We start from the raw sequence: 13,049 nt of genomic DNA, 5'->3' as shown, positions 1-13,049 counted from the left end.
CGAGGAACGGAGTCACCTCATGACCTCCCCAATCCACACCAACCCCATCCACACCATCGACCAGGCCAAGGCGCGGGCCAGGGCCCTGCGTGCCGAACGGGCGGCCGCGGGTCGGACGATCAGCCATTCCGCAGCGCTGGAACAGGTCGCCCGGGACCAGGGCTTTGCGAGCTGGAACGTTCTGTCGGCACGGCTGTCGAACGCGCCGGAGGTCGCCCTGCAGGTCGGCGACCGGGTCGCCGGCCGGTATCTCGGCCAACCCTTCGAGGCCAGCGTGCTGGCGGTGCGCACGCTCGGTCACGGACAGGGCTTCGACATCACGCTGGAGTTCGACACGCCGGTGGACGTGGTCACCTTCGACAGCTTCTCGGCGTTCCGCAGCCGGGTGACGGCGACGATCTCGCCCGGCGGAACCTCCTTCGCCAGGACCGGAAACGGGGTTCCACAGCTCGTCGTGGCCCGGATCGAACCGATCTGATCAGGTGAATTCGTTCTATCTTAAATGGGTTAGAGGGCAATTCACGGTACAGATCGTTTCGATCTGAACCGATCGCACTCTAGCCCGCCAAACTCGCGGACGACGGTGGAACCGGCGACCGGTCATCGGATCGCTCACCGGTGACGCCGTCCTCCGCGCCATAGGGCGCGGCCGGATCCTGGCCCTGGATCCAGGCATGGGCCTCCTGCGTGCAGAAGAACCAGCGCCGGCGGTAGGGTCTGGAATCGTCCAGGCCCTCGGCCCAGAGCTTGAGGATATGCGCGTCGGTCGGATTGGAGACCACGCAGGCGATGGAGAGCGGCCGGACCGGCCTGGTCGGCCGGACCTCGTTCTTCACGGTGAAGACGTCGCGCAGCATGGCCATCGTCAGGCCGCTGAGATCGGCCTGCCGCAGATCCCACACGATACCCTTGCGCTCGACCCCGTCGTCGAGGCCGCGCAGCTCATGGATGATCGGAATGACGGTCTCGGCGACGAAGCGGTCCCGAAAGTCGATCTCGGCGACATCCCGCTCGGCGTTGAACGTGATGGTATAGCCACTCATTCGCTGCCTTCTGACCCGCCCGGGTCGGTTTTCTACTCGAGGTCGGTTCTGTGCCCTGCCGGTAGCGGCATCCCGTCATCCGATTGCAAAAGTACCGTGACGGCTGTTGGAGTCATAGAGGCGTATTCACAGCGGCGTGATCACAGCCGCGGTCGTTTCTCCGGGTACGGCTCGAAATAGGCGTAGAAAATAAACGCGTATTCCCGGGCCGAGATCCGGTAGGGCGTGATCAGCCGGCGCACGCTGCGCACATAGTCGACCGCGCCGATATACGGCCCTTCCGAGAGCACCGGACCGCCATGGCGCAGGGACCAGGCGAATTCGCGGCGCATGACGTCCGGGTTCTTCAGCGGCAGCGCCCGCATCGGCCGGTTGTTGCCGTAGAAGCCGTTATGGGCCTCGATGGCGCTGCCGATCATCACCACCCTGAACTCCCGTCGTCCCGCGCCGACAAGCTTGGTCAGGCAGACATTGGCCCAGTGGCGGGCCGGCATGCGGAGAATGTCGAAATCCGCATAATCCGGCAGGGAGCCGATCGTGCCGCCGGCCTCGAACCAGACACGCGCAAGATCCCGCCACGCGCCGTCCGGCGCGTCGTCCACCGAGCTCAGAAAGTCACGGTGATTCGTGGCGTAGGGCTCCGACCGCTCCATGGTATTCTGCCGCTCCGCCCACCCGTCCATCCTGCCACCCGTTGAAGCCTGGGCCTCCGAGCCTTATCTTTGAACCAAGAGTGTTAAAGGATCGCAAACATGCCCGACGGCGCCGTTCAGGATAGAGCCTTCGCCATTACCGAGAGTGCCGCCAAACGCATCGCCTTCCTGAAGACCCAGGAAGCCGACGGCGACGCGCTGAAGATGCGCGTGTCGGTGCTCGGCGGCGGGTGCTCCGGCTTCCAGTACGTCTTCGACTTTGACCGCACGGTGAACGACGACGATCATGTCTTCGAACGCAACGGCGTCGAGGTCCTGGTCGACGATGTCTCGCTCGACCTGCTGTCCGGCGCCCAGCTCGACTACAAGGACGAGCTGATCGGCGCCTATTTCGCGGTGGAGAACCCGAACGCGACCGCCTCCTGCGGCTGCGGCACCAGCTTCGCGATCGGCTGAGCGCCTCCCCTCTCCCGCTGCCTCCGGCTAACGGGCTTGCGGTCGCCGACCGTTTGCGCTGACCTTTGGCCTCCCGCGCCCATCCGCGAGCGAGAAGGCCCAAGCCCATGAAGCCGAACCCATGAAGATCGCCACCTGGAACGTCAACTCGATCAAGGCGCGTCTGCCGAACGTTCTGGACTGGCTGAAGACCGCCGAGCCCGACGTGGTGCTGATGCAGGAGATCAAGACCGTCGACGAGGGCTTTCCCCGTCTGGAGATCGAGGACCTGGGCTACCAGTGCGCCGTGCACGGCCAGAAGAGCTATAACGGCGTGGCGATTCTCTCCAGGCGCGGCCTGGAGGACGTCTCCGCCCGGCTCGCCGGCGACGACGGGGACGAGCAGGCGCGCTATCTGGAGGCGACGGTCGAGGGCGTGCGGGTGGCGACGATCTATCTGCCCAACGGCAATCCGGCCGACAGCGAGAAATACCCCTACAAGCTCGGCTGGATGAAACGGCTGAAGGCCCGGGCGGCCGAGCTGCTCGCCGAGGAGCGCCCCGTTGTGCTGGGCGGCGACTACAACGTCATCCCCACCGACGACGATGTGCACGATCCGGTCGCCTGGCAGGGCGACGCGCTGATCAGGCCGGAGACCCGGGCCGCGTTCCGCGAGATCCTGTATCTGGGCTATACCGACGCCTTCCGAGCCAAGGTTCCCACCCCGCACAGATACTCGTTCTGGGATTATCAGGGCGGCGCCTGGCAGAAGGATCACGGCATCCGCATCGATCATCTGCTGCTGTCGCCCCAGGCGGCCGACCGGCTGCAGGACGCCGGCATCGACAGCAAGCCGCGCGGCAAGGAGAAGGCCAGCGACCACACGCCGGTCTGGTGCACCCTGGCCGACCCGGAATGATCGCGGGCGCGGCCGTGGAGGGAGGCTGTCTCTGCGGCGCCACGGTGTTCTTCGAGGACCTCGACGTCCCGTCGGCCTTCGGTCCCGAGTGCCACCTCTTCGCCGCCGACGCGGTGTCCGGCCTGGTCATGGGCGACGGAGCGGGGTTGGGCATGTGGGCATTCGGGGAAAGATGGGGCACCGTCCTTCCCGCCTGCGCGCTGATGAGCGTAGCCGCCTGCACCCAGGTCACCATCCATGCCTGCGACGGCAGCGTCGCCCAGATCCTTGCCCAGGGTTTCGCCGACAAGATGAGTGCGGCCCCGGCGGCGAAGTAGGCCCCCTACCCGTTCCAGACCGGCCCGTTCCAGACCGGGCCGAGCGGCGACAGGCGCATGCCCCGGCGCAGCTTCTTCCAGGGCAGCTTGGCCGGGTCGGCGATCATCGGACCCGGGGCGGCCGCCACCAGGATCTCGTGGGCGATCGGGGCGAAATCGGCGCGGAAATGCACCGAGGACTTGTTGACCAGGATCGCCTGCTCGGTCGGCTCGATCCCGACATAGCGGTACAGGTTCTGGTCGGCCATCTGCACCTTGTGGGTCGCCAGCGCGATCCGCACCCCGCCGATCCGCAGGCAGGCGGAGAGGCCCAACCGCATCTTGGCGTTCTTGTAGAACGGTCCCGTGCCCGTGGTCTGGCCGTCATGCAGCGCCTCCACGGTATAGGTCGCCTCCAGTGGCGTGTCGCCGGGGATGCCGGAACAGCCGCCCAGCGGGATGGTGATCTGCGCCCCCACCCCAGCGGCATGGGCCGCCTTGGCCGCTTCCGGGTCGATCATCAGGCCGATCGCCGCCTTCTCCACGCCCGCGTTCACCAGCGCCTTCAGCATGCCCGCCGTGTCGCCGTTGCCGCCGGCGCCCGGATTGTCCTGGGTGTCGGCGATCACCACCGGCTTGGACGCCCCCTGGGACAGCCGCACCGCCTCGGCCACAGCCTCGTCCGGGTCATAGATCTTGCCGGCGAATTCCGGCTCCAGGCGGCGGATATCGGCGGCGATGGCGTCGGCCGCCCGGTCCGCGTCCGCCTGGGTGGCGCCGTAGGCGAAGATGCTCGGCCCGCAATCGGCGATATCGGCGGCCGGGAAGCCCGGCAGGTAGGAGGTGGTCCACACCCCGCCGGTCTCCATCGCGGTCATCCGGTCGTAGACCGGCCCGGACGGCGCCATCATCGTGCACTGCCAGGACAGCGGAATGAGAAAGTCGATCTGGCGATAGGCCTTGGCCGGCTTACCCTCGGCCAGGATGCGGTCGAGCACGGCGGCGGTCCGCTTGCCGGTATCGGCCATGTCCACATGGGGATAGGTCTTATAGGCCACGCAGGCGGTGACCAGCTCGTGGAATCGCCGGGTCATATTGCCGTGCAGGTCGAGCGACACGATGATCGGCAGGTCGGGGCCGACCACCTCGCGCACCCGGGCGACGGTCTCGCCCTCCCCGTCCTCATGGCTCTCGGTCACCATGGCGCCGTGCAGGCAGAGATAGACCGCGTCGATGGCGCCGGCGTCCCGGATCCCCTGGCAGATCATGCCGGTGATCCGGTCGAACGCCTCGTCGGTGACCACGTCCGAGGGCGCGGCGGCCGCCCAGGTGGTGGCGACCAGCTCGTGGCCGGCGGCCTGCGCGCCCTCGATGAAGCCGGCGCAGGAGATGTTGCGGCCCTCCATGGCGGCGAACAGCTCGTTGCCGGTGGTCACCGGCGGCCAGCCACCGCCGATATTGAAGGCGTCCCAGCCCGCCTTGGTCGGCGCGAAGGTGTTGGTCTCGTGCTGAAATCCGCCGATCGCGATCCGCGCCATGGTCTGTCCTCATCGCCGCAGTGGGTTGACGCGAGGAGCTTAGACGAGCGGCGGCGCCGGGAAAACGCATGGAAATCGGCATCCGCATCCGGTCCCCGAGACGCGTCTCCTCAGCGCTCGGCCATCTGCTCCTCGTGGAAGCAGGTGGCGATCCAGCCGGCGACGCTGCGCACTGACGGGTTGTTCGACAGCTCCTCGCGGGCGACGACCCAGTAATCGGCCTGCAGCGCGGCGATCTCCGGCGACAGGCGCAGAACCCCCGGCAGGGCGTTGCCGATGAAGCACGGCAGGACCGCAACCCCGGCGCCGGCCGCCACGGCGGCGGCCATCTGGTCGGTGCGGGACATGCGGGCCGCCGCCGGCCGGTCGCCGATCAGCTCGGTGATCCATTGCATGGCCGAATAATGCTGCTGCTCGGCGATGAAGGTCAGCCACGGTAGGGCGGCCAGATCCGCCCTCTCCAGCGGTAGCGCGCGACCGTCGGCGAAGGAGGCCGCCCCGTAGACCGCGCAGGCAATCGATCCTATCCGCCAGGTCAGCCCCTCGCCGATCGGCGGCATGCGGTGGCGCACGACGATCTCCGGAACCCTGGCGGCCTGCGTAATGGTATCGCCGGACAGCACCAGCTCGACCCGTGGCCCGGTCGGTAGCGTGCCGAGCCCGCGAGCCAGCAGAGCGGCCGGCCATTCCATCACCTCCACCCGGACCGTCTCGGCCAGGCCACGGATCTTGTCGCGGGCCCGGCGTTCGACCCGCAGGGCCGTGGTCTCAACCGCCCGCACCTCGGGCAGGAGTTCCGCCCCGGCCTCCGTGAGCCGGTGGCCGTCGCGGTCGCGCTCGAACAAGGGAAGACCGAGACCGCTTTCCAGCGATCGGATATGCCGCGCCACGGTCGGTTGGCTCACGGCGAGCTCGACCGACGCCCGGCGCAGGCTTCCGGTGCGGGCAACGGCGAGAAACGCCTGAAGATCGTCCCAGTTCATGAAACGAATTTGTAACGCCAGAACCGAATTCGTGGAACGAAAAGCGAGGAGCTGCTGTCCTATACCGGGGGTATCGACCCCGCGAAGAGGCCCCCGATGCGCCAAGCGATCCTCGTCTCCGCCGCCGCCATCCTGTCCTGGTCCGCCCTGATCGCGATCAGCCGTATCCTGTTGGTCCGCTTCGGTTTCGACCCCTGGGCCTATACCTTCCTGCAGCTCTGCGCCGGCGGGCTCTGCCTGCTCGCCATCGGCGGCAAGGGCCGGCTGTCGCTGGCGAGTTTCCGGCGGCCAAGTACCTGGATTCTCGGGGTTCTGCGGGTCCTGTCCGCCGCCCTCTTCACCGCCGTGCTGGTCTGGGTCAGCGCCATGGAGGCGGGGGTTCTGGGGGCGGTGAACGTGCCGATGGTGGCGGTCGCGGTCTGGCTGGTCCTCGGTCGGCGCCCCGCCCGCCTGGAATGGCTCGGCCATGCGGTGATCCTGGCCTCCATCGCGCCGCTGGTGATGACCCTGGAGGGCGGGATCGCCAACCCGGCCGTTATCCTGATGTTATTGAACGAAGTCTGCCTGGTCGCCGGCACACTGCTCGCCGAGCGCCACCCGGACAACAGCGGCACCGAGCCGGGCAGCCGCGCCCGCTTCACCGGTGCGGTGCTGCTGGTCACGGCGGGCCTGTTCCTGGTCCTGCGGATACTGGAAGACGGCGGCGTCGGCGAGGTGGACTGGAGCGCCCCGCTGATCGTCTCCGCCGTGTTGGTCGGGGTGTTCCTGCGCGGTCCCTCGATGTTTCTAACCTTCTGGTCGACAAGGCTGATCGGCTCGCAGAACTACATGGCCTGCTGCACCGCGCTACCGGTCATCGGCATGGCACTGGAACAGGCCGCTTTCGGGTTGGGGCTGATCGACGTGACCCGCTTCCGGCCCGAGACGGTATCGCTGACCGCGGGCGTGGTCGCCGGCACCCTGATCGTGGTGGCCATACGCGTGCGTGCCGCCCGCCGCAGGATCGGCGCGGTCGCCTGAATCCGGTAGGACGCCGCGCTACCGGCCGGTCCAGGGATGTCAGGAGACTGTTGAAAGGCGTCTAGCGGCCTGCGGGACGTGTTCAGTGTGCGTCCTAACCGGCGTGGCGATCCGAGCGGTGCGCATGGCGAATCGCCACACGTGTCTATGACTGTGGAATGCCCATCTCTATGACTGTGGAATGCCCATCGGCCCGACATTGCGAGCCGAAATACCAATTCGAATCCTATATCTGGTGGTTCGACGAGACAGGTGGTGCAACAGAAAACGCCGGGGCGAAGACCCCGGCGCTGCGGTTGTGACTTGGTAGTAGCGGGGTCGCCGTCGCGGGCCTAGCCGACCTGCTCCAAACGGCTCAGCGCGGCGGCCAGACGGTCGCGGCGTTCCGTCTCCTCGGCCAGCCGATCCTTGTTCTCCTCGACCACCTCTTCCGGCGCCTTGGCGAGGAATCCCTGGTTCGAGAGTTTCTTGTCGATCTTGGCCATTTCGCCTTCGGCCTTGGCGATCTCCTTGGCGAGGCGGGCGCGCTCCTGGGCGATGTCGATCACGTCGGCGATCGGCAGCACCAGGGTGGCCTCGTCCAGCACGCCCTGGACCGCACCGGCCGGGGCGGACCCGCCGGTCTCGATCGAGGACAGCCGGGCAAGACGGGTGAGCAGATCGCCGTACTTCTTAGCCCGCTCGGCGGTTTCCGCATTGGCACCGACCAGCAGCAGCGGGATCTGCGCCGAGGGCGGCACATTCATCTCGGCGCGAATGGAGCGCACCTCGGAGATCAGCCGGACCACCCAGTCCATCTCGGCCGAGGCAGTAGCGTCGATCAGGTCGCTGGACAGCGCCGGCCAGGGGCGCGAGACCAGGAGCTGGTCCGCCTCCTCGCCGAAGCTCGCCCACAGCTCCTCGGTGATGTACGGCATGATCGGGTGCAGCAGGTGCAGCGCCCGGTTCAGCGCCCAGGCCGTGGTCGCCCGGGTCTCGGCGGCACTCGGATGCTCGGTGCCGCCCTCCGGGGTCTGCAGGATCGGCTTGGTGAACTCCAGGTACCAATCGCAGAAGGTGCCCCAGAAGAACTGATAGAGGGCCGCGGCCGCCTCGTTGAACTTGTAGGCCTCCAGCGAGCCGGCGACCGCGTCGGCGGTCCTGGCGACCTCGCCGACGATCCAGCGGTTCACGGTCTCGGTACAGGCCGCCGGATCGAAATTCGGATCGACCTTGCAGCCGTTCATCTCGCAGAACCGGGCGGCGTTCCAGATCTTGGTGGCGAAGTTGCGGTAGCCTTCCACGCGCCCTTCGGCCAGCTTGATGTCGCGGCCCTGCGCCGCCATGGCGGCCAGGGTGAAGCGCAGGGCGTCGGTGCCGTATGTCTCGATCAGGTCGAGCGGGTCGATGACGTTGTTCTTCGACTTCGACATCTTCTGGCCCTTGGCGTCGCGCACCAGGGCATGGATGTAGACCGTGTGGAACGGCACCTCCTTCATGAAATGCAGCCCCATCATCATCATCCGGGCGACCCAGAAGAAGATGATGTCGAAGCCGGTGACCAGCACGTCGCCGGGATAGTAGCGCTCCAGTTCCGGGGTCTTGTCCGGCCAGCCGAGCGTGGAGAACGGCCACAGCGCGGAGGAGAACCAGGTGTCCAGCACGTCCTCGTCGCGGGTCAGTTCCACCGCCTTGCCGTAATGCGTCTCGGCGGCGGCGACGGCCTCCTCGGCGCTCTCGGCGACGAAGACCTCGCCGTCCGGACCATACCAGGCCGGGATCTGATGGCCCCACCAGAGCTGGCGCGAGATGCACCAGGGCTGGATGTTGCGCATCCATTCGAAATAGGTCTTCTCCCAGTTCTTCGGGACGAAGACGGTCTTGCCGGTCTCCACCGCCTCGATCGCCGGCTTGGCCAGGGTGGCGGCGTCGCAGTACCACTGGTCGGTCAGCCACGGCTCCAGCGGCACCCCGCCCCGGTCGCCATGGGGCACGGTGTGGCGGTGCGGCTCGATCTTCTCCAGCAGCCCGGCCTCGTCCAGGTCGGAGACCACCGCCTTGCGGGCGGCGAACCGCTCCATGCCACGGTATTTCTCCGGCACCTCGTCGTTCAGATGCGCCCGGGCATCCATGATGTTGATCATCTCGAGGTTATGACGCTTGCCCACCTCGAAATCGTTGAAATCATGGGCCGGAGTGATCTTCACCGCGCCGGACCCCTGCTCCGGATCGGCATACTCGTCGCCGATGATCGGGATCCGCCGGCCGACGAGCGGCAGGATGGCGTACTGGCCGATCAGGTCCTTGTAGCGCTCGTCCTCGGGATGCACGGCGATGGCCGTGTCGCCCAGCATGGTCTCCGGGCGGGTGGTGGCGACGATGATGTGCTTGCTCGGGTCGCTCTCCAGCGGATAACGGAAATGCCAGAGGTTGCCGTCGACCTCCTTGGGCTCGACCTCCAGGTCGGAGATCGCCGTCACCATCTTCGGGTCCCAGTTCACCAGCCGCTTGTCGCGGTAGATCAGGCCCTCCTTGTGGAGCTGGACGAAGACCTTGAGCACCGCCTTGGACAGCCCCTCGTCCATGGTGAAGCGCTCGCGCTCCCAGTCCGGGCTGGCGCCCAGGCGGCGGAGCTGGTTGACGATGGTGCCGCCGGACTGACCCTTCCACTCCCAGACCTTGTCGATGAAGGCCTCGCGGCCGATGTCGCGGCGATCGATGCCGTCGGCCGCCAGATTGCGCTCGACCACCATCTGGGTGGCGATGCCGGCATGGTCGGTGCCGGGCTGCCACAGGGCGTCGCGGCCGGCCATGCGGTTGTAGCGGGTCAGGATATCCTGCACGGTCATGGTCAGGGCGTGGCCCATATGCAGGCTGCCGGTGACGTTCGGCGGCGGCATCATGATGGTGTAGGGCTGGGCGTTCGACTCGGGTGCGCAGGCAAAGGCGCCGGACTTCTCCCAGCGGCCATACAGCCGGGCCTCGACATCGGCGGGGGAATAGGTCTTCTCAAGCATCTGTCGGGTCCTTGACCGGCGCAGGGACGGAACCAGCCGGGCCGGATCCGGGACCGTCCACCTGCTTCAATGACGACGGAGGCCGTTCATAGGCCAAGCGGGCGCGAAACGCCACACCCGGCCGGCGGTTTCCGTGAGGTTTTCAGCCCCTCCCGACATGGGTCGGGGCGGAAATCGGGCTACCAGCGATCCCGGCGCTGGGAGAGCATCACCAGACGCTCGATCTCCTCGCGCACCAGGCGCTCGACCATCGACGGCAGGTGCTGGTCCAGCCAGTCCTTCAGCATCGGCCGCATCAGCTCGCGGGTCAGACGCTCCAGGGTGACCGCACCGTTGCCGAGCGGCAGCTCCTGATAGTCCTCGTTGAGCTTGGCCTGCAGCTCGGAGAAGGAATGCACCGTCTCCTGGGCCTGTGGCGGGGACACCAGGCCCTGAGGCTGAGGCTGGGGAGCAGCGCGCGGGGCCGGCGGTGGCGGCGGCGCGTAGACCGGTTGAGGCTCGGGCTCGGGTTCCGGGTCGGGCTCGGGTTCCGGAAGCGGATCCGGCTCGGGTTCAGGCTCCGGGTCGGGCTCGGGTTGCGGCTGGGCGTAGCGCTGCTCATCGAACAGGGGCTCGGCGTCTTCGTCCTCGTCGGCTTCCATGTCCGACAGGTCGAGGACGTCCTCCTCCTCTTCTTCCTCCTCTTCCTCGAACGCGGGTTCCGGCTCAGGCTCCGGCTCCGGTTCGGGCAGAGGTTCAGGTTCCGGCTCGGGCTCAGGGTCCGGCTCAGCCTCCTCGACGGCTTCTTCTTCCGCCGGCGCCTCTTCCTCGTCTTCCCCATCCTCGGAAATGATCCGGCGAATCGACGCCAGGATCTCTTCCATGGATGGTTCTTGTGTATCGCTCATGCCTTCGCCCCGGCGACCCTGGCTGTCCGGTACATTCGAATCTGAAGACTAGCCCATAAACCTCTGTCGGGCCAATACTTCACGCGAATCGCCGTCAGTTGCCCGGCATACGTCCCGGAGGCTCGGTGCCGTAATACTTCGACTCGACCGCCAGGTAGTGCCGATCATAGTCGTAGATCTCGACCGGCAGCCCAAGATCCTGGGCCGTCAGCCGGCCCAGCGAAGCCAGCAGGGAGAAGGCCGCGACGATGGCGTTGCGGTCGGCGGTGACCAGGTTGACCTGGGCATCCAGCAGCTCCTGCTCGGCGTCCAGGACGTCCAGCACGGTGCGCGCGCCGACCGTGGCTTCCTGCTGCACGCCGTCCAGCGCGATCTCGGCAGAATTCACTTCCGAGCGCAGCGACTCGATCTGCGCCAGGGCGGTCTTGTAGTCCTCGAAGGCGCTGGCAGCATTCTCGACGACCGCGCGGCGCTCGTTGTCGACCAGCAGCCGGATTCGGTTCACGTTCTCCTTGGCCGAGCGGACCTGGGAATAGACCACGCCCTGCTGGTAGATCGGCACGGAGAGCTGAACCTCGGCGGTCAGCGTGGTGACCTCGTTGTCACCGCCATTGGTGTTGTAGGTCTGTTCCGCCTGGGTCACCAGGTTCAGTTCCGGCAGCAGCTCGGCTTCGGCCTGAGACACCACATGGCGGGCGGCCAGTTCCTGGAACTTGGCCTGGATCAGGGTGTAGCTCTCCTGCGTCGCGATATCGACCGCCTCGTCCCGGGTCGTGGGCAGACCCGGCGGGATCGACGGCTCCGTCAGGGTCGTCGGCACGGTACCGACAACACGCTCGAAGGCCACGCGGGAGGTGATGAGATTGCCTTCGGCCTGGGTACGGTCCGCCTCGGAACTGGCCCGGCGGGCGTCGGACTGCGCCACGTCGGTTCGCGTCACCTCGCCGACCCGGAACCGGTCGCGGGTCGCTTCCAGCTGCTTGTCCAGCCGTTCGACGTTGTTGATCTGCAGCTCGAGGATCGAGGTGTCGCGGATGACGTTCACATAGGCGACCACCGCGTCCAGCAGCGTGGACTGCTCGGATTGGAACAGACCCGCCCGCGCGGCCTCCACATTGGCGTCCGCCTCGTCCACTTGGGCGTCGACTCGCCCGAAGGTGTAGAGCGGCTGAGTCGCGGTGATCGAGCCGGTGATCGGGTAGGAATGGTCGTCCGTGGTGGTGACGCCCCGGTTCTCACCTTTCACGTCGGTGATGCCGAAGCTGCCCGCCGCGCTGATGCTCGGGCGCCAGCCGCCCTTGGCCTGGGTGACGCTTTCGTCCGTGCGCCGCAGGTCGGCCCGCGCCGCCAGCAGTTCCGGATTGGTCTCGTAGGCCAGCGACAGGGCCTCTTCCAGGGTCTGTCCCTGGGCCGCGGGGGTGCCGATGACGGCGATCCCGGCCAGCAGGGCCACGACCGCGGCCGACGAACGGAGCGACTTCGCGAACGAGGTCATGGTCTTCCTTTCAGCTTTCGAATGCCCTGGCAATGCGATGTCGGAGGAATGGGGGCGTTGCCGCGGGTATATGGCGTCCCGCGCTCAGAAGACAAACCCGGCCTCCCGGCGGAAGCTCGCGAGCAGCGGCGTGCCCGCGTCGAACAGAATCCGGCGCCCGATATGGGAGCCGAGCTTCTCGTAAAGCACCGCGACGCCGGGCTCGGTCGGCGTGCCGCCCTCCACGGTGACCAGACGGCCGCCATCGGCCAACTCGTCGAACAGCTTCTGCGGCACGGTCTCAACCCCGCCGTCGATCAGAATGACGTCGTAGGGAGCCTGCTTGCCGTAGCCCTGGGCCAGAGGACCGTTGACGATCGCCGCGTTGTCGATCGCCAGGGCCTCCAGATTGGCGTTGCCGGAATCGACAAGGCTCTGCTCCTCCTCGACGCCGACCACGACGGACACCAGCTTGGACAGCACCACCGTGGCGTAGCCGGTGCCGCAGGCCACATCAAGGGCCACGTCACCCGGCTTCGGCAGGGCCGCCTGCAGCAGGCGCGCCAGCACCATCGGTTCCAGCATGTAGCGGCCGGCACCGACCTCCAGCGCCTCGTCGACATAGGCGATGCCGCGCTTGGATTTGGGCACGAACAACTCGCGCGGGATCGTGTCGAAGGCATTGATCAGGGCCGGGTCGGTGACCTTGTTGGTCCGGATCTGGCTCTCGACCATGTTCAGGCGTGCCAGGGCGTAGTCGACCATCGCATTCCTCACCGCAACGTGCGCCCCCATCGATAGCGGG

Annotated in this window: 14 protein-coding genes; 6 read left to right on the top strand and 8 right to left on the bottom strand. The window is 67.2% G+C overall.

Translation table 11 applies throughout. The features are described 5' to 3' along the window. Positions 1-19: 19 nt before the first annotated feature. Complete coding sequence (locus tag G578_RS0114240) at positions 20-478, top strand: glyoxalase superfamily protein (RefSeq protein ID WP_051244803.1); 459 nt, start codon at positions 20-22, stop codon at positions 476-478. Between the two features lie 79 nt (positions 479-557). Here the strand turns inward: G578_RS0114240 and G578_RS0114235 are convergent, their stop codons facing one another. Both G578_RS0114235 and G578_RS0114230 read right to left on the bottom strand, forming a co-directional pair. Next, on the bottom strand, positions 558-1,043 hold the full coding sequence (locus G578_RS0114235; RefSeq protein ID WP_028794801.1) for a hypothetical protein: 486 nt from the start codon (positions 1,041-1,043) through the stop codon (positions 558-560). Positions 1,044-1,183: 140 nt separating this feature from the next. Then, positions 1,184-1,696, bottom strand: a complete 513-nt coding sequence (locus G578_RS0114230) for a hypothetical protein (RefSeq protein ID WP_156907323.1) — start codon at positions 1,694-1,696, stop codon at positions 1,184-1,186. Positions 1,697-1,795: 99 nt separating this feature from the next. On the opposite strand from G578_RS0114230, the gene erpA reads away from it, so the two are divergent. The 3 genes from erpA (at position 1,796) to G578_RS0114215 (ending at position 3,367) form a co-directional block, all read left to right on the top strand. After that, positions 1,796-2,152 (top strand): iron-sulfur cluster insertion protein ErpA, encoded by a 357-nt coding sequence (gene erpA / locus G578_RS0114225; protein ID WP_028794799.1) that lies wholly within the window; start codon positions 1,796-1,798, stop codon positions 2,150-2,152. 121 nt (positions 2,153-2,273) lie between these two features. After that, on the top strand, positions 2,274-3,050 hold the full coding sequence (gene xth, locus G578_RS0114220; RefSeq protein ID WP_028794798.1) for an exodeoxyribonuclease III: 777 nt from the start codon (positions 2,274-2,276) through the stop codon (positions 3,048-3,050). Then, entirely contained in the window at positions 3,047-3,367 is a 321-nt protein-coding gene (locus G578_RS0114215) for a hypothetical protein (protein ID WP_028794797.1), read from the top strand. The genes xth and G578_RS0114215 overlap by 4 nt, the downstream gene beginning before the upstream one ends. A 5-nt stretch (positions 3,368-3,372) precedes the next feature. Here the strand turns inward: G578_RS0114215 and G578_RS0114210 are convergent, their stop codons facing one another. Beyond that, on the bottom strand, positions 3,373-4,884 hold the full coding sequence (locus G578_RS0114210) for a M81 family metallopeptidase (protein ID WP_028794796.1): 1,512 nt from the start codon (positions 4,882-4,884) through the stop codon (positions 3,373-3,375). Between the two features lie 110 nt (positions 4,885-4,994). Next, positions 4,995-5,867 (bottom strand): LysR family transcriptional regulator, encoded by an 873-nt coding sequence (locus G578_RS0114205; RefSeq protein ID WP_028794795.1) that lies wholly within the window; start codon positions 5,865-5,867, stop codon positions 4,995-4,997. 96 nt (positions 5,868-5,963) lie between these two features. On the opposite strand from G578_RS0114205, the gene G578_RS29560 reads away from it, so the two are divergent. Beyond that, positions 5,964-6,887: an EamA family transporter gene (locus tag G578_RS29560; RefSeq protein WP_028794794.1), complete on the top strand. Its 924-nt coding sequence runs from the start codon at positions 5,964-5,966 to the stop codon at positions 6,885-6,887. Positions 6,888-7,219: 332 nt separating this feature from the next. Here G578_RS29560 and G578_RS0114195 read toward each other — a convergent pair whose 3' ends face one another. After that, complete coding sequence (locus tag G578_RS0114195) at positions 7,220-9,883, bottom strand: valine--tRNA ligase (RefSeq protein ID WP_028794793.1); 2,664 nt, start codon at positions 9,881-9,883, stop codon at positions 7,220-7,222. A gap of 179 nt (positions 9,884-10,062) precedes the next feature. Further along, positions 10,063-10,281 (bottom strand): DUF2497 domain-containing protein, encoded by a 219-nt coding sequence (locus tag G578_RS30195; RefSeq protein WP_028794792.1) that lies wholly within the window; start codon positions 10,279-10,281, stop codon positions 10,063-10,065. Here G578_RS30195 and G578_RS30190 point away from each other — a divergent pair. Further along, the gene (locus tag G578_RS30190) at positions 10,276-10,815 is read left to right on the top strand and encodes a hypothetical protein (protein WP_051244802.1); all 540 of its coding nucleotides are present in this window, start codon (positions 10,276-10,278) and stop codon (positions 10,813-10,815) included. The genes G578_RS30195 and G578_RS30190 overlap by 6 nt on opposite strands. Before the next feature lie 49 nt (positions 10,816-10,864). On the opposite strand, the gene G578_RS0114180 is transcribed toward G578_RS30190, so the two are convergent. Both G578_RS0114180 and G578_RS0114175 read right to left on the bottom strand, forming a co-directional pair. Next, the gene (locus G578_RS0114180; protein WP_028794791.1) at positions 10,865-12,265 is read right to left on the bottom strand and encodes a TolC family outer membrane protein; all 1,401 of its coding nucleotides are present in this window, start codon (positions 12,263-12,265) and stop codon (positions 10,865-10,867) included. Between the two features lie 84 nt (positions 12,266-12,349). Then, positions 12,350-13,009 (bottom strand): protein-L-isoaspartate O-methyltransferase family protein, encoded by a 660-nt coding sequence (locus tag G578_RS0114175; RefSeq protein WP_028794790.1) that lies wholly within the window; start codon positions 13,007-13,009, stop codon positions 12,350-12,352. Between the last annotated feature and the right edge of the window lie 40 nt (positions 13,010-13,049).

This window comes from Thalassobaculum salexigens DSM 19539 (assembly GCF_000423805.1).
Lineage (GTDB): Bacteria > Pseudomonadota > Alphaproteobacteria > Thalassobaculales > Thalassobaculaceae > Thalassobaculum > Thalassobaculum litoreum.
This window is presented reverse-complemented; position numbering and strand designations above follow the sequence as displayed.

Excerpts from the sequence above, each read along its gene's own strand:
- G578_RS0114210 (WP_028794796.1), bottom strand. The coding sequence starts at position 4,884 with ATGGCGCGGATCGCGATCGGCGGATTTCAGCACGAGACCAACACCTTC.
- G578_RS30190 (WP_051244802.1), top strand. The coding sequence starts at position 10,276 with ATGCACCGTCTCCTGGGCCTGTGGCGGGGACACCAGGCCCTGAGGCTG.
- G578_RS0114180 (WP_028794791.1), bottom strand. The coding sequence starts at position 12,265 with ATGACCTCGTTCGCGAAGTCGCTCCGTTCGTCGGCCGCGGTCGTGGCC.
- G578_RS0114230 (WP_156907323.1), bottom strand. The coding sequence starts at position 1,696 with ATGGAGCGGTCGGAGCCCTACGCCACGAATCACCGTGACTTTCTGAGC.
- G578_RS0114240 (WP_051244803.1), top strand. The coding sequence starts at position 20 with ATGACCTCCCCAATCCACACCAACCCCATCCACACCATCGACCAGGCC.
- erpA (WP_028794799.1), top strand. The coding sequence starts at position 1,796 with ATGCCCGACGGCGCCGTTCAGGATAGAGCCTTCGCCATTACCGAGAGT.
- G578_RS29560 (WP_028794794.1), top strand. The coding sequence starts at position 5,964 with ATGCGCCAAGCGATCCTCGTCTCCGCCGCCGCCATCCTGTCCTGGTCC.
- G578_RS0114235 (WP_028794801.1), bottom strand. The coding sequence starts at position 1,043 with ATGAGTGGCTATACCATCACGTTCAACGCCGAGCGGGATGTCGCCGAG.
- G578_RS0114205 (WP_028794795.1), bottom strand. The coding sequence starts at position 5,867 with ATGAACTGGGACGATCTTCAGGCGTTTCTCGCCGTTGCCCGCACCGGA.
- xth (WP_028794798.1), top strand. The coding sequence starts at position 2,274 with ATGAAGATCGCCACCTGGAACGTCAACTCGATCAAGGCGCGTCTGCCG.
- G578_RS0114215 (WP_028794797.1), top strand. The coding sequence starts at position 3,047 with ATGATCGCGGGCGCGGCCGTGGAGGGAGGCTGTCTCTGCGGCGCCACG.
- G578_RS0114175 (WP_028794790.1), bottom strand. The coding sequence starts at position 13,009 with ATGGTCGACTACGCCCTGGCACGCCTGAACATGGTCGAGAGCCAGATC.
- G578_RS0114195 (WP_028794793.1), bottom strand. The coding sequence starts at position 9,883 with ATGCTTGAGAAGACCTATTCCCCCGCCGATGTCGAGGCCCGGCTGTAT.